Genomic DNA, 18672 nt, shown 5'->3' on the forward strand with positions numbered 1-18672 from the left:
AAGTCTTTTTTCCGCCTGTTTCTTCCAGATCGGTAAATGACTGAGCTTTACATACTTTGAGCATGCTTTTGCTTGCTTTATTAAGCAATGCTCATGATTCTAATAACTAGCCAGTAAACGCATTAATACAAGCGGAAATTAGTCCTGAGGGAAATATCCCTAAATACAATAACGAAAGACAGTGTATGGAGAAAACTAAGTTTGTTGATACAGAAAACTTAACGGGCGAACTATCTTCTGCATCATCAAAATACATCACTTTAACAATGCGCAGGTAGTAATATGCACCAACTACTGCAAAAAGAAGTCCTAGCACAGCAACCCAAGTCAAATGCACGTCAACTAGCGCTTTCAACACTAACAACTTAGCAAAAAAACCAACTGTTGGTGGAACGCCAGCCATTGAAAACATGATTAGCAACATCATAAAGGCTATCCATGGGTTACGCTTATTCAACCCCTTCAGATCATCAACATTCTCAATTTCGATACCCTTGTTAGACATAAGAACAATCAAACCAAAGGCACCAGCAGTCATCACTGAATATATAAGTACATAGAACAAAGCAGCTGCATAGCCCGCAGCATTCGCAGCTAGAAGACCAAATAATGCGTAGCCAATATGGGAAATCGCAGAATAGGCTAATAAGCGCTTAATATTGTTTTGAACTATTGCAAACAAATTTCCTAGCCCCGTTGATAACAAAGCCATGACGATAAACAGTTGCTGCCATTGTAAAGCTAGATCCGGCAAACCCAAGGCTACTGTAAATAAACGCAAGGCCATACCTATAGCTGCGATTTTGGGTGCGGCACTTAAAAATAAGGTTACTGAACTTGGCGCACCTTGATACACATCTGGAGCCCACATATGGAATGGCATCGATGCTAATTTGAAACCAACACCAGCAATAATAAACACAAGTGCAAATGACAAGAGAGGGCTTTGCTGTTCAACCCAGTTAGCTGCAATAACATTAGCAATATCCGTGAGGTCCAATTTACCAGTGGCACCATAAACCAGAGATAAGCCATATAACAACATACCTGAAGCAATAGCACCCATGACAAAATACTTCATTGCAGCTTCAGCAGCATTAGAATCCGTGCGGCGAATAGCAGTCATTGCGTAAAGGGGTAGGGATAGCAACTCCAATCCGAGATAGATTGTGAGTAAGGAATGTGCAGAAACTAGAATCATCATTCCCAAGGTTGAGAACAAACCTAAGATATAGTAGTCCCCTGAAGGCATTTGTCGTTCTTCAATATAGTGTCTGGAATAAAAGAAACTTAGGAAGACTGTAATATAGATGAAAATCTTCATTAGTTGGGCAATATCATCACTAACAAATAATCCACCAAAAAGCGTAGTCTTAAAACTGCCTACAAATAAAATGCTGACGAACGTTGCCAAGGCCAATCCAATCGAAGCGCATAGAAATGCAATAGAGGAAAAACGATGGCGTAGAAATAAATCGCTTAGTAACGCAACGCAGGCCGTAATCAATATAATCATCTCAGGCAATGCGAGGTGTATATTTTCAAGTAATGCTGTCGTCATATCTGCTTAACCTTATTAGTTAAAATCTGTTGCCTGGAGATAATTTCGTAGTCAATCGGCCTCAATTTTCGCTACAAATTATCTCAAGACAACAGATTCTAGTTTTATAGTTTTGATTTATCTGCCAGAGCCAGTGTATGACTCACAGATTGGTGTACATATTCAAGCATTGGTTTTGGATATACACCAAGCGCGATTATCATTAGAGCAAGTAAGGCATATGCACTTATCTCAAAATTAGATAGATCTTGTAACTTTGCCACTTTCTCATTAGCAACGGGGCCAAATATTACTCTTTTGTACATCCAGAGAGTATAGGCAGCCCCTGTAATTAACGTTGTTGCTGCCCAGAACGCCATCCAGAAATTCGCTTTCAAGCTACCCAAAATAACCATAAACTCGCCGACAAAGCCCGAGGTTCCTGGCAATCCGGCATTTGCCATTGCAAAGAGCATAAAAAAGGTAGAGAAAATTGGCATTGTGTGTACTAATCCACCAAAATCCTTAATCTGGCGTGTATGCATCCTGTCATAGATGTATCCAACCCCAGCAAAGAGTCCACTTGAAACAAAGGCATGCGAAATAATAATCACAATTGCCCCTTCCATAATCAAACCTGCATTAGCGAGACTTGAAGTATGAGCAATATTAAAAATTGCGAAGCAGCCTAGTGTTACGAATCCCATATGTGAAATAGAGGAATAAGCAATCAGCTTTTTCATGTCTTGCTGAATGATTGCAATAAGACCAATATAGACTACAGCAATTAGTGATAAGACAATCATAAGCATTGCATATTTACTACAGGCATCGGGAACTATAGGTAGTGCAAAGCGTATAAAACCGTAGGCCCCGAGCTTCAGAAGTACTGCCGCAAGAACAATAGAGCCACCTGCAGGTGCTTCTGTATGGGCATCTGGCAACCAGGTATGCACCGGGAACATGGGGATCTTGACGGCAAAGCCAAAGAAAAAGCCAATAAAAATAAGCGTTTGCGCTGTCATTCCTAGTTTAAGCGCATAGAAAGTTTCAATTTTAAAGGTTCCTACCTGGTAGCCCATATATAAGAATGCCGCAAGCATCAGGACTGAACCCAAAAAGGTATAGAGGAAAAATTTGATTGCTGCATAAACGCGGTTAGACGAACCCCAAACACCAATAATCAGATACATAGGTATTAGTGTTGCTTCCCAGAAGATATAGAAAACAATAGCATCCGTTGCAGCAAATACACCAACTAGCAAGCCCTGCATGATAAGAAAAGCAGCCATATACTGACCAACACGCTTTTTGATACTATCCCAGGTTGCAAGGATAACAATAAGGTTAGTAAAAACACTCAAGACTATAAGCAATAATGAAAGACCATCGATACCTAAGGTGTAATTAATCCCTAGGGCAGGCATCCAGGTCATATCATCAACAAATTGCATATTTGAATTGTTCAGATCAAAACCTGTTACTAAGGGTATACACATGATCAGTGTCAGTATCACAGTAAATAATGATAAATAACGCGATACACTGGGATTTTTATCATCTCCTGTAAGGAATACGAATACTCCTCCAAGGATGGGCAACCAGATCAATAAATTGAGCAAATGATGCATACTATCACCTTAATAATCAGCCAAGTAACAACCAGCATAGGAAAACAAAAAGACCTAATATCATAAATGTCGCATAATGATATAGATATCCACTCTGTATAGTGCGGCCCTTTTGTGCAAACCATCTTAGGGTTCGGCCAGTCCCATTCACGACAGCACCATCAATTAGTCGTTGATCACCTGCTTGATAGCAAAGTCTGCCCAGAGCTTTTGCGCCGCGTACAAAAACATGCTCATTAAAGGCGTCAAACCCATATTTGTTAAGAAGCAACTTGTAAATCCAGGAAAAGCGTTGCGCAAGTTTCTCTGGTATCGCTGGTACTGCGATATAACATACCCAAGCAATTGCTACGCCAGCCAAAGTTAACCAGAAGACAGGAGATAGCGGCGCATGTAGTGCAGCTTCAATTGGCGAATGAACTTCTCGCGCCATTTCTGCTAATACATTATGTTCTGCTAAAACAAACAGTGAACTACCAAAAAAGCCTGGAGTATTATAAAGCATTGGCATATAGAGAATGTAACCAATAATTACCGATGGAATTGCCAGTATTACTAGCGGCAACCAAACAACCCATGGCGATTCGTGTAAATGGGACAAGGTATGCTCGTCCATTCTTGGTTTTCCATGGAAAGTCATAAATAAGGAACGGAAGGTATAAATGGCAGTAACCATTGCGCCTATAGCCACACAATAATAAGCATAGGCACTACCAGGAATTTCACTAAGTTTGGCAGCCTCAATAATTGTATCTTTTGAATAAAAGCCTGCAAAAGGCGGTATCGCACAAAGCGCCAAACTACCGATTACAAAGGTGACATAGGTAATTGGCATTTTAGACCATAAGCCACCCATCTTACGCATATCTTGTTCATGATGCATACCAATAATCACAGAACCGGCACCAAGGAAGAGCAAAGCCTTAAAGCAGGCATGAGTTAATAAATGGAATATCCCGGCACTGAACGCTGAAGAGCCCATTGCCACCATCATATAACCAAGTTGTGATAGTGTTGAGTAGGCAACTACGCGCTTAATGTCATTCATAACCAAAGCAAGTATGCCGGTAAATAGTGCGCCTGTTGCGCCAATAACAAGAATTACACTCAAAGCCACAGTGGATAACTCGACCATTGGCGATATACGCGCAATCATAAACACACCAGCTGTTACCATTGTTGCCGCATGGATTAATGCTGAAATGGGGGTAGGACCTTCCATCGACTCTGGTAACCACACATGTAAAGGAACCTGTGCTGATTTACCCATTGCTCCAACGTACAGTAATAAGCAGGTTACCGTAATCACTGACCAGGGATGGCCAGCAAATAACTCTATGCTTTGCCCTGCCATACTATTAGCACTGCGAAATACTGTTTCATAATCGAGGCTGCCTGTATAAGCCAGTACCATCGCTATACCTAGGACGAAACCAAAGTCACCAACGCGGTTAACTAGAAATGCCTTCAGACCACCTTGAATTGCTGACTCTCTGTCATACCAGAAGCTGATCAGCAGATAGGAAACCAAGCCTACACCTTCCCAACCAAAGAAAAGCTGTAAGAAATTATTAGCGGTAACTAACATCAACATCATAAAGGTAAATAGGGAGATATAGCTGAAAAACCGCTGGTAGCCATCGTCATCATCCATATAGCCAATACTGTAGATATGCACTAAAAATGATACAAAATTAACGACGACGAGCATTACCACAGTAAGTTGATCAATCAGAAACCCGATATTAAAGGTGTATGGAAAGATCTCTCCACCACTTGCCCAAGTATAAATATTGACATTCACTGGGTCATGCTTGCCACATAAAATAATGCAGGCGACATAAAGCGAGAGCAGAAGTGATAAGCCTACACCTGCAATCGTGACCGAATGCGCACCAACACGGCCAATTTGATTACGGAAGAAACCCGCTATCGCCGAGCCAAACAGCGGAGCCAATACAATTATTAGACAGAGGTGTTGAATACTCACGTTGTTAACCTTTTAAATGATTCATCTTATCGACATCGATATTGCCCCGATTACGGTATAGCAACACCACTATGGCCAAGCCTATTGCTGCTTCGGCAGCGGCAACGGTTAAAATAAAAAAGACAAATACCTGGCCCGCTACTCCTCCATAATAATGAGAGAAAGCAATAAAATTGGTATTTACTGCAAGTAGCATCAGCTCAATGCACACTAAGAGCAGTATGATATTTTTGCGATTAAGCATAATACCTATAAGGCCTAAACCAAATAGAATCGCGGCTAATATCAGATAATGGTTTACTGGTATCATCGATGTTCCCTAGTTTTTATTTCTCTGACTTCATTTTAATAAGTTCAACTCTATCATTCCGACGAGTCATGATTTGTTTCAGGATATCTTGTCGTTTAGAACGAATTACTCCACGATGGGCCAGAGTAATTGCCGATATAATCGCAACAAGAAGTAAGGCAGCTGCTATTTCAAATGCAAATACGTAATCGGTATAGAGTGCCATTCCAATTTCTTCTGTATTTGATGGCTTCGTTGTTGGCTCCAAAGCATTTGTGCTGTTCGCCAAAGAAACGCCTGCTACTTCGCTTGTAGCCGCTTTCTCAACGCCTGATTTAAAGCTACCTTCTGGCACAGCGACGAGTAATAAACCGGTTAACAGGGCGACAAGGATTAGTCCAAAGGGCAAATATCTTGCCATGTGGGCTTTCATCGATTCTGTATCAATATTCAGCATCATGACGACGAAGAGGAATAAAGTCATCACTGCACCTACATATACCAAAACAAGGATCAGTGCTAAAAACTCAGCTTGCGCTAGTATCCAAAGCACGGAACTCGCAAAAAAGGTTAGCACTAGAAATAATACGCAACGTACAGGGTTATTTTGAGTAATAACCATTAGCGCCGAAACTATTGCCAAACCTGCAAAAACATAAAAAACCGTCTGTATTAAATAGTCATGCATTTCGAACCCCATTAGCGCCATTCTTTATCGGCATCTCTATCGGCTGCCAGTCTCTTTTCCATCAAATCACCTACAGCCAACAACTTTTCTTTTGTCATAATATTCTGACCACGTTGGCTAATGTGATAATGGTGAATTGGTGTAACTACAATTGAATCTACAGGGCATGATTCTTCACATAAACCGCAGTTAATGCACTTAAACATGTCGATATCATAACGAGTTGTTCGCCTTGAACCATCTTCACGTGGTTCAGATTCAATTGTAATGGCCAGAGCAGGGCATACCGCTTCACAGAGTTTGCAAGCGATGCATCGTTCTTCGCCATTCGGGTAGCGGCGCAAAGCCAATAACCCACGAAAACGAGGAGATAGTGGCGTACTTTCCTCCGGAAATTGTACTGTAACTTTTTTCTTAAAAAAGTATTTTCCAGTAACTTTCAGCCCAGCTAATAACTCTAAAAGCAGATAGCTGCGAAGATAATGTCTGATGTATCGATATACTTGTTTCATTAGTCTACTCAGTTGACTGGTTAAAACCACGGTTTAAGGTGTGTCATGACCATTAGTGCTGTTACAACAATCCAGACAATAGTCACCGGAATTAAGACTTTCCATCCCAAACGCATCAATTGGTCATAACGGTATCGAGGGAAAGTCGCACGTACCCACAAATAAACAAAGAGGAAGAATGAAACCTTAATTAATAGCCAGACAAATCCTGGGACAATGTAGAAAATTTCTTCTAATACAGGCATCCCTTCAAAGGGAGAGAGCCAGCCACCCAAGAAGAGAAGTGACATAATAGCAGAAATTAAAATCATGCTCGCATATTCAGACAGGAAGAATATGGCAAAACCAATTCCTGAATATTCAACATGAAAACCGGCTACAATTTCAGACTCACCTTCTGCCAAATCAAAGGGAGCACGATTGGTTTCTGCAACCCCTGCAATCCAAAAAACTAAAAACAGAGGCAATAAAGGTAAAAACCACCAATGCAAAATACCGCCACGCTGAGACAGTACGATATCAGTCAGATTTAAGCTGCCTGCAGCGATCAATACACCAACAATTGCGAAACCCATTGCAATTTCATAGGAAACAGTCTGTGCTGCTGAGCGTAAAGCACCAAACATGGCGTATTTTGAGTTTGAAGCCCAGCCTGCTATAAGGACACCATACACGCCAAGCGAACTCATCGCAAACACATAGAGAAGACCAGCATTTATGTCCGCAAGCGCTACACCTTGTGAAAAGGGAATTACAGCCCAGCCAGCAAGTGACGGAGCCAAGGCAAATAAAGGAGCTATGACAAAGAGGTACTTATTCGATTTTGTCGGAACAATAATCTCTTTCGTAATCAGTTTAAACAGATCGGCAAAAGGCTGTAGAAGGCCTTTTACACCAACGCGGTTAGGACCTATCCGAACTTGAATATAACCAATAACCTTGCGTTCAGCATAGGTTAAATAAGCAACCCCTATAAGTAGGGGAAGTACGATAGCCAGGATTTTAAGAATCACCCACAGCAAAATGCCAATATCTTGTAGCATAGTTCTACCTGTTTAGCGCTTGATAGTTATTGCAGCAAAAGAATGCCCGAGGTCTGCTGTTTCTGGCATTGCGTTTGCTACCCATACGACATCTGGTGCCATGCGCTCGTCGCGTTTAAGCGGCAATGTTATCTCAATATCTCCCTGAGATACAGTGGCAACCTCATCTAATTTCAATCTGTCCGCAGTGCTTGGATGAATTCTTATACATGCAGTTTCTGAGGCTGCACAATTCTGTAGCGCTTGAGCATGGCGGACAATTGTATCGCAACGATATAAAGGCCATTCGCCGACTCTCACCAGTGACATATTAGATAGGGGCAGTGATTCGGGGTAGTATGGCTCATACTTATTTTCGGCACTCATTGCAGCGGCAGATTTTACTTCGTTTAACACCTCTTCGCTGGAAACATAATCAAAACCCTTGCAATGCAAAAGATTCGCAAGAACTCTCAAGACTTTCCAAGCGGGTCTGGCTTCTGCATGGGGGGCCTGGGCACCCTTTACTGACTGCCATACCTTGTCTATGTTGATATAGGTACCTGATGTCTCGGCATAAGGAGCTATTGGTAAAATCACATTGGCATAATCTTGCATGGATTCATTTTCAAAAGCTGAAAGCATTATTACAAACTCAGCCCCTAACATAGACTGTCTTGCGCCATGAGGATTTGCAAAATCCAATCCTGGCTCCACTGCGAGCAGGAAATATCCTTTCAACTTTGCATCCAGAGACTTTTGCAGATCCATTCCCGGAGCCGCTACTGATTTAGCAGCAACAGTCCTATGCGGCAACATGCCAGCCAGAGAAGCTCCGGCACTATTTGCACCTGCTGTTAATCTTAAAACCTTAACAGAAGAATTCTCTTCAATTAAATGCACTAAGGTTCTTAGTAATGAAGCATGAGGATGGTTCTCGCAGAGTTCTCCAGTAATAATTGCAGAATTTGTTTGTTTTAGTGCCTCAGCAATTTGCTTAGTCGTTTTATCTATTTCAAGTCCGACCAATAAGCGCTGAGCTTCTTCAGGTAAAGACAATACATCATCAGTCATGGCTAACAAAAGCTTAGCTAGCTGCATTGCCATTTCTTGAGGCGATACAATAATTTTCTCTGATAAGTCAAAACGATATTCATAGTCGACTGGGTTAATCGCAAAAAGCTTAGCGCCATTCCTAAATGCTTTGCGAGCTCGAATGCCAGCAAGGGGTACCTCTCTATCAATATTCGAACCCAAGATAAGGATTGCTTGCTGATTTTCCAACTCACTAAACTTTAATGAACTGCTTGGTATAGTTCCCTGGGTGTCCTGATCGCTAAAATCAACCTGGTGAATACGATGGTCTAGGTTATCAACCCCAAGTGCTCGCATCAGTTTTTGCAGAAGATAGTGTTCTTCTAAAGTTGAAGAAGGGGAAGCAAAAGCTGCAAACTGCTCAGCTCCATGTTGTTTAATAACCCGACTTAGACCTTCTGCTGCGAATGCCAGAGCCGTTTGCCAATCAACCGTTTCCCATTGACCATTTTTCTTAATCTTTGGCTGGCTTGCCCTGGTTTCGCTATTTAATGCCAAGTAACTAAACCTGTCTCGGTCTGATAACCAGGTTTCGTTAATTGCTTCGTTCTCTTTAGGCACAGCACGCATCAGCGTATTACGACGAACATGTAGATAGACATTTGAACCAAGACAATCATGGGGGGCGATACTGTCATGCTGCGTCATTTCCCATGCTCTAGCTGTAAAGCGGTAGGGCTTGGACGTTAGGGCTCCAACTGGGCACAAATCAATAACGTTACCTGATACTTCAGACTTAATACTGTGCTGAATATAGGTTCCGATTTGCATCTCCTCACCACGCCCGGTTGCCCCTAGCTCGCGTAAGCCTGCAATTTCCTCACCAAAGCGAACACAACGTGTACAGTGAATACAACGTGTCATTTCTGTGGCAATTAAGGGACCCAAATTATCATCATTCACAGAGCGCTTTGACTCTTTGTATTCGGATGCGTCATGGCCAAAGCCCATAGAGATGTCTTGTAACTCACATTCACCACCCTGGTCGCATATTGGACAATCCAGTGGGTGATTAATAAGCAAGAATTCCATCACAGCCTGCTGTGATCGAATGGCTTCTTCCGATTTAGTGAATACTTTCATGCCATTGGTTATAGGTGTTGCACAGGCAGGAACTGGCTTACGGCCGTTCTCAACCTCAACTAGGCACATACGGCAGTTAGCTGCGACGGATAACTTCTTGTGGTAGCAAAAGCGGGGAATATAGATTCCCGCATCATCCGCAACCTCAATAATCATCTTGCCGTTTTCTACTTCAAATGTTTTACCGTCGATTTCAATGGTAGCCATTGTTCAAACCTTCTCAATTATGCTGCGACGACCGAGCGTTTATGCTTAATGAAATAATCAAATTCATGGTAAAAATGCTTAACAAAGCTCTGCACAGGCCATGCGGCGGCTTCACCCAAAGCGCAAATTGTACGACCTTCAATTTTGTCAGCGACATTTACTAGTTTCTCAATATCTCCTGGTGCTCCATGTCCTTCTTTTATACGATGGATTAAGCGCACTAACCAACCTGTACCTTCGCGACAGGGTGTACATTGCCCGCAAGATTCATCCATATAGAATTCAGAAATTCGATATAAGGCATCTACCATACAGGTTGTTTCATCCATAATAATTACAGCACCAGAACCTAAACCGGAACCAGCCTTTTGTATGCTGTCATAGTCCATGTCAAGATTCATCATAATCTCACCCGGCAAGACTGGCATAGAGGTACCACCTGGAATTACCGCCTTGATTTTTCTGCCGCCTCGGACGCCGCCAGCCAACTCCAAAAGTGTTTTGAATGGGGTTCCCAGAGGAATTTCAAAATTAGCAGGGTTATTGACGTGGCCACTGACACTGAAACATTTGGCCCCACCATTGTTAGGCTTGCCAAGTTTAAGAAACCATTCAGCGCCTTTTTCCATAATGACAGGGACAGAAGCAAAGGTCTCTGTATTATTAATCGTGGTCGGTTTTCCATACAAGCCATAGTTAGCTGGGAATGGTGGTTTAAACCTAGGTTGACCTTTTTTACCTTCAAGCGAATTGAGTAGGGCTGTTTCTTCGCCACAGATATAGGCGCCAGCTCCCAAGTGATTATAGAGATCGAAATCAACACCACTACCTAATATATTTTTACCAAGTAACCCTGCAGCATACGCTTCTTTCAACGCTGATTCCGTTCTTTCAAAAGGCAGCCAAAACTCTCCACGAATATAGTTATATCCGACCGTAGCCCCCATAACATATCCTGCGATTGCCATACCTTCGATCAACTGATGCGGGTTTAGGCTTAATATTTCACGATCTTTACAGGTTCCTGGCTCACCCTCGTCAGAATTACAAACAACGTATTTTTGTATAGGGGAATTCCGATTCATGAAACTCCACTTAAGACCAGTAGGGAAGCCTGCTCCACCACGACCTCTTAGCGCTGAAGTTTTCAATTCTTCGATAATTTGTTGAGGAGGTGTCTGCTCTTTTAATATTCGACGCCATGCACTGTAGCCACCAACACTCGTATAAGCCTTAAGAGTCCAAGGTTCCTCTAAATGAAATGTTCGGTAACAGACTTGATTTTGTTCAACCATGACAACCACCTCTATCGTTCATCGTACTGTTCCAACACTTTATCAATTTTTTCGTTGGTCAGATTCTCATGATAATCTTTGTCGATCTGCATCATTGGTGCATTTACACAAGCACCCAGGCATTCGACAGCACGCAGGGTATATTTACCATCTGCCGTTGTTTCTCCTAATTTAACTCCTAGCTTTTTCTGTAAATGCTTAACAATCTCAGCTGAGCCACAAAGCTTGCATGAGATGTTTGTACAAACATTGACCAGATGGCGTCCAATTGGCTTGTGTTCATACATAGTATAAAAAGAAGCTACTTCATAGACTGCTATTGGCGGCATGTACAGATATTCGGCAATCGCATCCATTATTTCAGGAGTTAGATAGCCAATTTCTTCCTGCGCTATGCGCAAAGCTGCCATTACAGCTGACTGACGTTCTTCAGCTGGGTACTTACTAATCCAGTGGTCAATATCATCCATTGCAGCGGATGATACATACTGACGAAGTAACTTAGTTGAATTATCGGACATTCTTGTTAACCTTTAATACGTTTCAATTTAAACGAAAAATATCTCGTTTAATTTATCGGTCAATTTCACCAAACACAATGTCTTGGCTTGCCAGAATTGCAACACCGTCTGCAAGCATATGGCCGCGAACCATTTCATCGTAGCTGGATAAATGAGCAAAACCTGGCGCACGAATTTTCATGCGATAGGGTTTATTTGCTCCATCGGATACTAAATAAATACCAAACTCCCCTTTGGGCGCCTCTACTGCAGAATAAACTTCTCCTGCCGGTAAACAAAAACCTTCTGTGAAAAGCTTGAAATGATGGATAAGGGCTTCCATATCATGTTTCATCACTTCACGTTTGGGAGGTGTAACTTTGTAATCGTCAACTCTTATAGGGCCAGGGTTGTTACGTAACCATTCGATACATTGTCTGATAATTCGATTTGATTGACGTAACTCCTCAACACGAACAAGATACCGATCATAGCAATCACCTGTCTTTCCAATTGGAATATCGAACTCCACCCGATCGTAAGCTGCATAAGGCTGCTTTTTACGTAAATCCCATGCAACACCTGAGCCCCTGAGCATTGGGCCAGTAAACCCCCATTGCAGTGCTGCTTCAGGAGAAACTACGCCAATATCAACTGTACGTTGCTTCCAAATACGATTATCTGTAAGCAAGGTTTCATATTCATCGACACATTTTGGAAACCGCTCAGTAAATGCCCATAGAAAGTCAAGCAATGAACCATGCCGATGCTCGTTCATTTTCTCCACTTTACGCTCGTTGTGCCAGCGAGAGGGTTCATACTGGGGCATTGTATTGGGTAAGTCGCGAGCTACTCCACCAGGTCGGTAATAGGTGGCATGCATACGTGCGCCAGAAACTGCTTCATAGCAATCAAACAAATCTTCACGCTCACGGAAACAATAAAGGAATACTGTCATTGCACCAATATCTAAGGCAACGGCGCCTAACCAGAGTAGGTGATTAAGTAATCTTGTTACCTCATCAAACATTGTACGAATGTACTTTGCTCGTAGGGGAATTTCGATACCAAGTAATTTTTCCAGAGCATTCACGTAGGCATGTTCGTTACACATCATGGAGACATAATCCAGTCTATCCATGTAGCCAATGCTTTGAATGTAAGGCTTTGTTTCCACAAGCTTTTCTGTTGCGCGATGTAACAATCCAATATGAGGATCAGCACGGACTATTGTTTCACCTTCCAGTTCTAATACTAGACGCAAGACTCCGTGTGCTGCCGGGTGTTGCGGACCGAAGTTGAGAGTGTAATTTTTTAGCTCAATCATTTCTCACTCCCACCATCAATATAACGATTATCATTACGAATTACTTTGGGCACCAGGATCCTTGGTTCAATATCAACAGGCTCATAGATAACTTTTTGCAAACTGGCATCGTAACGCATTTCCACATGCCCACTCACGGGAAAATCTTTGCGGAAAGGATGACCGATAAAACCATAATCAGTTAAGATCCGCCTCAGGTCAGGATGGCCTTCAAACAAAACACCATATAAATCATAGGCTTCACGCTCAAACCAATTTGCGCCTTTCCATATATCATGTACAGAAGGGATAATTAGATGTGATTCATCCAGAAACGTTTTAACCCGTACTCGATGATTTAGCTTCGTGGATAAAAGATGATAAACCACTGCAAATCGTGGCTTATCCAAAACGTAGACTCTTGCTTCTTGGCGTTCAACACCTCGAGAGAATCCACTTTCAGTTGCCGATTCAGTTTCCCAGTCATATTCACCATAAAGCAAATAGTCTACAGCACAAAGATCGATGAGTTGATCAAATGCAAATGAATCATGTTTATGTAACCGACCGAGGGTTTCTTTGATATGCGCAACCTCGCACTCCACTGTAATCTCTTCATTTGCTATTGAAACTGAAGTGACTAGGGCGCCTAATTCTGTGTTTAATTGTTCAGCCAAGTTTTCTAATTTTGTCATCTGATTTTACCTGTGCTGGTCTCAAGCCTCTATAATTTGCTTACGCCTGATTTTATTCTGTAATTGAATAATGCCATAAAGCAGTGCTTCTGCTGTTGGTGGGCAGCCTGGAACATATACGTCAACAGGAACGATACGATCACAGCCGCGTACCACTGAATATGAATAATGGTAATAGCCACCACCATTAGCACAAGAACCCATGGAAATAACCCACCTTGGTTCAGGCATCTGATCATAGACCCGCCGCAAAGCTGGAGCCATTTTGTTGCATAGGGTTCCTGCAACAATCATCACATCAGACTGCCGAGGACTTGGCCGAAAGATAATTCCGAATCGGTCTAAATCGTAACGTGCGGCACCAACATGCATCATTTCGACAGCACAACAGGCTAAACCAAAAGTCATAGGCCACATAGAACCACTACGTGCCCAACCAAGCAGTTTATCGACTGACGTTGTAACAAAGCCACTTTTTTGCAATTCTGCAACTGCCATAGCAAGCCTCTAAAAAATTCGGGGTTTAACAATAACAAAGTTTTAACTGATTTTCGATCTAAACAGTTTACGCTCATTCACTGAAAAGTTGCATTTCACACAATCTGCGCACAAATCAAACTTTTCACCAAAATTCAAGCATGCCTCCTTGAGCGGCCACTTTTCGATAGAAACAACAGAACACTACTCCCACTCAAGGGCGCCTCGTTTCCATTCGAAGATAAAACCAATTACCAAAAGGCCAAGAAAGATCATCATGGCAGTAAAGCCAAACCAACCTATCTTACGTAAAACTACAGCCCAGGGAACAAAAAAGGCTGTTTCTAAATCGAATATGATGAATAAGATAGCAACTAAGTAGAATCTCACATCAAAGGGCATATGTGAGTTTTCAAAGGCTGCGAAACCACATTCATAAGGGGAATTTTTAGCTGCATCTGGGCTATGCTTGCTCAATAGCGAACCGGCTCCCAGCATTGCTAAGCCAATCACAAGAGCAATCAAGATAAAAACTAGTATAGGTAAATATTGTGAAAGCATCATATCGTTTCGCTCGGATTATATATGGTGCCGAAGGCCGGACTCGAACCGGCACGGCTTACGCCACCGCCCCCTCAAGACGGCGTGTCTACCAATTCCACCACTTCGGCATATTCTAGTTATTGTTTTCCGCTCTCACTACTATTAACCGGCACTGGAATCTTAGATTCCGGCGTGATGGTTTGTTGAGGGATGGCTTGTTGTTCAGTCCTATGGTATTGCGCAGATACCAAATAAGACAGAGTCAAACTAGTAACAAAAAAAGTCAAAGCCAAACCACCGGTTAATTTGAACAAGAAACTTCCTGTCCCCTGGCTTCCAAACACAGTGTTTGATGCACCAGAACCAAAAGCCGCTCCTATATCAGCGCCTTTACCATGTTGAATTAGCACTAAGCCAATTAAGACTATGGCAACCAACACATGAACCATTAAAATCAATTGATACATTTCACGATTTCCACAAATTGTTGTGCATTAAGAGATGCACCACCAATTAAGCCTCCGTCTACATCTGGCATAGCAAATAAGGCAGCGGCATTCTTTTCATTCACACTACCACCATATAATATCGGCAGTCGTTCTGCATCGTCCTTATTGAACTCTGCAACTAAAGCCCTGATTGATGCATGCACATTTTGTACTTGCTCAGGAGTGGCTGTTTGCCCTGTCCCGATTGCCCACACAGGCTCGTAAGCTATTACGCAGTTTTTGAAGCACTGCTCTCTTTCACCTGTTACAGCTAATAACTGTTTTGCAAGAATCTGCTCTGTCAGTCCTTGCTCGCGTTCTTCTTGAGTTTCACCAACACAAAGAACCGGTATCATACCATGATCTTTTACATGGTGGAATTTATCTGCGACAAATTTTTCATCTTCAGAAAAAAGTCGTCTTCTCTCTGAATGTCCGACCAATACATATCGGCAATCATAGTCTTGAAGCATGGGAGCTGAAATCTCGCCTGTAAATGCACCTGCTTCTCGTGGGTAAACATTTTGTGCCCCCCACTTTATAGTTGTTTCACTCAAATATTCTTTGATTAGAGGAAGGTATATTGACGGTGGTAATACTACGCACTGTGCTTTGTTTTGCTTATCAATCAGGTTAACTAATTGTTGCAATAAGGACTTAATCTGGTCGATCTGACCATTCATCTTCCAATTCCCTGCTACAATTTTAATCCTCATGACAGACCTCCTGCGTTCAGGGGCGGACTATACATGAAAGTTTTCTTAAATCCTAGCATTCGAATTCTTTTTTGTTTAATTTGATTTTGTGTTGGTTGTTTTTATAACAAATTGAGCCGAATTGGTTGATTTTTAGGTTGATCCTTGGTCTAGGGGTAAAGATCAACTAGAGGCTCCTTATCTACTCTCTTGCACCTTCGCCCCATGCTTGAGACGAAGGAATTAAGAAAGGTACCAAACACAGGTCTTGAAGAGCTACTCTGCAAAGCTTTGTAGTAGTGTCCTTAGCTGTCTTTTCTCAAAGGAGATATGTAGAAAGCTTTTCTCAATTATTGCTCACGCTGCTGAGATTGATGTGCAAACTGCTTCGCAAAGTGAATAATCTCATCACTGAGGCGTTGAGCATGGATTTTAACCTGCTGCTGATCGACTCCTTCAACCATCACTCTTAGCAGCGGCTCTGTACCTGAGGGACGTAACAACACTCGTCCTTCACCTTGTAGTTGGTTTGAAAGATTGTTAACCATTCCCTGAACTTTTGAATGCGCTGCTAGTAACTCAGCATTTTCCGTTTTAATATTAATCAATGTCTGTGGTAAAAGTTGAATATCCTGCACGAGCTGCGCTAATGTTTTTTCTTGTTTGACCATACAGGCCAAAACTTGCAAAGCAGCAATAATACCGTCCCCGGTTGTTGTTTTATCCAGGCAAACAATGTGACCTGATGATTCCCCACCTATTTTCCAATCTTGCTCTTTTAGGGTTTCTAAAACGTAGCGGTCGCCAACTTTAGTGCGTATAAAGGGGACATTTAGTGCATTTATAGCTTTTTCCAGCCCATAGTTACTCATTAAAGTTCCTACAACACCCCCATGTAATTGCCCTCGTTGGTGTCGATCTTTAGCAATGATGTAAATAATCTGATCACCATTGATTATATTGCCGTCATGATCAACTAAAATTAGTCTGTCACCATCACCGTCAAGTGCTACACCGAGATCAGCACCTGATGCTAGAACTAATTTTCTCAGAGCCTCTGGCGCTGTTGAACCACAATCAAGGTTAATGTTAAAACCATCTGGTTTATCACCCATTGTGATTACTTCCGCACCCAACTCACTAAATACGTTAGGGGCAATGTGATAGGTCGCTCCATTTGCACAATCCACCGCAATTTTTAATCCTGACAAGCGAGTTAGTGAGGGAATTGAAGATTTGCAAAACTCAATATAACGGCCGGGAGCATCTTTTATTCGAGTTGTTTTACCTAATTTTGCCGAAACTACTGTTTGTAATGGCTTCTCAATTTCAGCTTCGATTGCCAGTTCCATTGCATCTGGCAGTTTTGTCCCATCTGCTGAAAAGAATTTTATGCCATTATCTTCAAAAAGGTTATGAGAGGCGCTGATAACAATACCGGCATTAGCGCGAAGAGTTTGCGTAAGATAAGCAATTGCTGGTGTTGGCATGGGGCCAAGCAAGGCAACATCCACGCCGGCTGCTGATAATCCGGCTTCCAATGCTGACTCCAACATGTAACCTGAAACACGAGTATCCTTACCAATAATTACTTTTTTGCGCTGGCCATTTACCAGAACACGGCCTACTGCCCAACCTAACTTCAATACAAATTCAGGGTTAATATTAGATAAACCAACCTGCCCACGAATTCCATCAGTACCGAAATATTTTTGTTGATTCATCATTGTTCCCCCGCTTTTTCATTCTTTCCTGCTTCATTTATGGCCTGAACCATTAGAAGCGCTTGATTCGTTTCTGCAACATCATGTGTTCTTATGATTGAAACACCTTGCAAAGATGCGTACACAGCAAGAGCCAATCCCCCGGCCAATCTTTTATCTACAGGGGCGTTTAATATCGCACCCAAAGTGCTTTTGCGTGAAACGCCTAGCATTATGGGTCGATTATGCCGTTTAAACTTGGCAAGTTGTTTTACTATACGCATATTGTGTTCCACCGTTTTACCGAAACCAAACCCTGGATCTATTATCAGGTTTTTAGCTTTAATGCCTGCTGCAACACAGGTTGCTATCTTTTGTTCAAAATACAGGTTGAGCTCTTCTTCAACATCAAGCTGATAATTAGGTGCATCTTGCATAGTTAATGGTTCACCTTGCATATGCATCAAACAGAGCGGCACATCTAGTTGGGCTGCCATCGCTAATGATTCCCTGGATCTAAAACCAGCTATATCATTAATTATAGATGCGCCTTCACTAATAGCTGCATGCATTACTTGTGCCTTAGTGGTATCAATTGAGATACAAATATCAGTTTCTGTACGTAATTGCCTGATAACAGGAATCACTCTGTCTAACTCCTCTTCCCAGCTTACAGGTCTTGCCCCTGGTTTTGATGATTCACCGCCGATATCAATCAGATCCGCACCATCTATAATCATTTGGCGAGCATGCTCTAGAGCTGGCTGCAATTGGTAATACTTACCTCCATCAGAAAAGGAATCGGGAGTAACGTTAAGTACTCCCATAATCAGTGGCTTTTGGTGAGAACCAATTGAAAATGCCTGGTCATATGATTCGCACCATATCTTAAATTCTTCAATATTCACGGAAA

General features: G+C 42.1%; 18 protein-coding genes and 1 tRNA gene. All 19 read right to left on the bottom strand.

Features of this window, described 5'->3' with window-relative positions; translation table 11 throughout:
- Positions 1-106 precede the first annotated feature (106 nt).
- The 19 genes from nuoN to folP all read right to left on the bottom strand — a co-directional run bounded on the left by nuoN (position 107) and on the right by folP (position 18667).
- Entirely contained in the window at positions 107-1561 is a 1455-nt protein-coding gene (nuoN, locus tag BN1094_RS00935; RefSeq protein ID WP_043872559.1) for an NADH-quinone oxidoreductase subunit NuoN, read from the bottom strand.
- A 104-nt stretch (positions 1562-1665) separates the two neighbouring features.
- A complete protein-coding gene (locus BN1094_RS00940; RefSeq protein ID WP_043872560.1) occupies positions 1666-3171 on the bottom strand; it encodes a complex I subunit 4 family protein in 1506 nt (501 codons plus the stop codon).
- 16 nt (positions 3172-3187) lie between these two features.
- Positions 3188-5161 (bottom strand): NADH-quinone oxidoreductase subunit L, encoded by a 1974-nt coding sequence (nuoL, locus tag BN1094_RS00945; RefSeq protein ID WP_043872561.1) that lies wholly within the window; start codon positions 5159-5161, stop codon positions 3188-3190.
- Between the two features lie 4 nt (positions 5162-5165).
- Positions 5166-5471, bottom strand: a complete 306-nt coding sequence (gene nuoK, locus BN1094_RS00950) for an NADH-quinone oxidoreductase subunit NuoK (protein WP_043872562.1) — start codon at positions 5469-5471, stop codon at positions 5166-5168.
- A 16-nt stretch (positions 5472-5487) separates the two neighbouring features.
- A complete protein-coding gene (locus BN1094_RS00955) occupies positions 5488-6138 on the bottom strand; it encodes an NADH-quinone oxidoreductase subunit J (protein WP_043873626.1) in 651 nt (216 codons plus the stop codon).
- An 11-nt stretch (positions 6139-6149) separates the two neighbouring features.
- Positions 6150-6650: an NADH-quinone oxidoreductase subunit NuoI gene (nuoI, locus tag BN1094_RS00960; protein WP_043872563.1), complete on the bottom strand. Its 501-nt coding sequence runs from the start codon at positions 6648-6650 to the stop codon at positions 6150-6152.
- A gap of 20 nt (positions 6651-6670) precedes the next feature.
- Positions 6671-7693 (bottom strand): NADH-quinone oxidoreductase subunit NuoH, encoded by a 1023-nt coding sequence (nuoH, locus tag BN1094_RS00965; protein WP_043872564.1) that lies wholly within the window; start codon positions 7691-7693, stop codon positions 6671-6673.
- 12 nt (positions 7694-7705) lie between these two features.
- Entirely contained in the window at positions 7706-10057 is a 2352-nt protein-coding gene (gene nuoG / locus BN1094_RS00970; RefSeq protein WP_043872565.1) for an NADH-quinone oxidoreductase subunit NuoG, read from the bottom strand.
- Positions 10058-10074: 17 nt separating this feature from the next.
- The gene (nuoF, locus tag BN1094_RS00975; protein WP_043872566.1) at positions 10075-11352 is read right to left on the bottom strand and encodes an NADH-quinone oxidoreductase subunit NuoF; all 1278 of its coding nucleotides are present in this window, start codon (positions 11350-11352) and stop codon (positions 10075-10077) included.
- Between the two features lie 11 nt (positions 11353-11363).
- Positions 11364-11873 (bottom strand): NADH-quinone oxidoreductase subunit NuoE, encoded by a 510-nt coding sequence (gene nuoE / locus BN1094_RS00980; RefSeq protein WP_043872567.1) that lies wholly within the window; start codon positions 11871-11873, stop codon positions 11364-11366.
- A 52-nt stretch (positions 11874-11925) separates the two neighbouring features.
- Positions 11926-13179 (bottom strand): NADH-quinone oxidoreductase subunit D, encoded by a 1254-nt coding sequence (locus tag BN1094_RS00985; RefSeq protein ID WP_043872568.1) that lies wholly within the window; start codon positions 13177-13179, stop codon positions 11926-11928.
- On the bottom strand, positions 13176-13853 hold the full coding sequence (locus BN1094_RS00990) for an NADH-quinone oxidoreductase subunit C (RefSeq protein ID WP_043872569.1): 678 nt from the start codon (positions 13851-13853) through the stop codon (positions 13176-13178). Before BN1094_RS00990 ends, BN1094_RS00985 begins: the two co-directional genes overlap by 4 nt.
- Before the next feature lie 21 nt (positions 13854-13874).
- Positions 13875-14351: a NuoB/complex I 20 kDa subunit family protein gene (locus tag BN1094_RS00995; protein ID WP_043872570.1), complete on the bottom strand. Its 477-nt coding sequence runs from the start codon at positions 14349-14351 to the stop codon at positions 13875-13877.
- Positions 14352-14534: 183 nt separating this feature from the next.
- Positions 14535-14891: an NADH-quinone oxidoreductase subunit A gene (locus tag BN1094_RS01000; protein ID WP_043873627.1), complete on the bottom strand. Its 357-nt coding sequence runs from the start codon at positions 14889-14891 to the stop codon at positions 14535-14537.
- A gap of 25 nt (positions 14892-14916) precedes the next feature.
- Positions 14917-15001 (bottom strand) — tRNA-Leu (locus BN1094_RS01005).
- Positions 15002-15010: 9 nt separating this feature from the next.
- Positions 15011-15340 carry a preprotein translocase subunit SecG gene (gene secG / locus BN1094_RS01010; protein WP_043872571.1) on the bottom strand — a complete coding sequence of 110 codons (330 nt, stop codon included), beginning with the start codon at positions 15338-15340 and terminating at the stop codon, positions 15011-15013.
- Positions 15328-16077, bottom strand: coding sequence for a triose-phosphate isomerase (gene tpiA / locus BN1094_RS01015; RefSeq protein WP_043872572.1), 750 nt, complete (start codon positions 16075-16077; stop codon positions 15328-15330). Before tpiA ends, secG begins: the two co-directional genes overlap by 13 nt.
- A gap of 329 nt (positions 16078-16406) precedes the next feature.
- Positions 16407-17780 (bottom strand): phosphoglucosamine mutase, encoded by a 1374-nt coding sequence (glmM, locus tag BN1094_RS01020; RefSeq protein WP_043872573.1) that lies wholly within the window; start codon positions 17778-17780, stop codon positions 16407-16409.
- A complete protein-coding gene (folP, locus tag BN1094_RS01025; RefSeq protein ID WP_052403060.1) occupies positions 17780-18667 on the bottom strand; it encodes a dihydropteroate synthase in 888 nt (295 codons plus the stop codon). The genes glmM and folP overlap by 1 nt, the downstream gene beginning before the upstream one ends.
- Positions 18668-18672 lie beyond the last annotated feature (5 nt).

It is taken from the genome of Legionella massiliensis, assembly GCF_000756815.1.
GTDB classification, from domain to species: domain Bacteria; phylum Pseudomonadota; class Gammaproteobacteria; order Legionellales; family Legionellaceae; genus Tatlockia; species Tatlockia massiliensis.

Coding starts and splice junctions, on each gene's coding strand:
- BN1094_RS00995 (WP_043872570.1), bottom strand. CDS start 14,351: ATGGCAGTTGCAGAATTGCAAAAAAGTGGCTTTGTTACAACGTCAGTC.
- nuoG (WP_043872565.1), bottom strand. CDS start 10,057: ATGGCTACCATTGAAATCGACGGTAAAACATTTGAAGTAGAAAACGGC.
- secG (WP_043872571.1), bottom strand. CDS start 15,340: ATGTATCAATTGATTTTAATGGTTCATGTGTTGGTTGCCATAGTCTTA.
- nuoF (WP_043872566.1), bottom strand. CDS start 11,352: ATGGTTGAACAAAATCAAGTCTGTTACCGAACATTTCATTTAGAGGAA.
- nuoI (WP_043872563.1), bottom strand. CDS start 6,650: ATGAAACAAGTATATCGATACATCAGACATTATCTTCGCAGCTATCTG.
- glmM (WP_043872573.1), bottom strand. CDS start 17,780: ATGAATCAACAAAAATATTTCGGTACTGATGGAATTCGTGGGCAGGTT.
- BN1094_RS00955 (WP_043873626.1), bottom strand. CDS start 6,138: ATGCATGACTATTTAATACAGACGGTTTTTTATGTTTTTGCAGGTTTG.
- nuoE (WP_043872567.1), bottom strand. CDS start 11,873: ATGTCCGATAATTCAACTAAGTTACTTCGTCAGTATGTATCATCCGCT.
- nuoH (WP_043872564.1), bottom strand. CDS start 7,693: ATGCTACAAGATATTGGCATTTTGCTGTGGGTGATTCTTAAAATCCTG.
- BN1094_RS00940 (WP_043872560.1), bottom strand. CDS start 3,171: ATGCATCATTTGCTCAATTTATTGATCTGGTTGCCCATCCTTGGAGGA.
- tpiA (WP_043872572.1), bottom strand. CDS start 16,077: ATGAGGATTAAAATTGTAGCAGGGAATTGGAAGATGAATGGTCAGATC.
- BN1094_RS00985 (WP_043872568.1), bottom strand. CDS start 13,179: ATGATTGAGCTAAAAAATTACACTCTCAACTTCGGTCCGCAACACCCG.
- BN1094_RS00990 (WP_043872569.1), bottom strand. CDS start 13,853: ATGACAAAATTAGAAAACTTGGCTGAACAATTAAACACAGAATTAGGC.
- nuoN (WP_043872559.1), bottom strand. CDS start 1,561: ATGACGACAGCATTACTTGAAAATATACACCTCGCATTGCCTGAGATG.
- nuoK (WP_043872562.1), bottom strand. CDS start 5,471: ATGATACCAGTAAACCATTATCTGATATTAGCCGCGATTCTATTTGGT.
- BN1094_RS01000 (WP_043873627.1), bottom strand. CDS start 14,891: ATGCTTTCACAATATTTACCTATACTAGTTTTTATCTTGATTGCTCTT.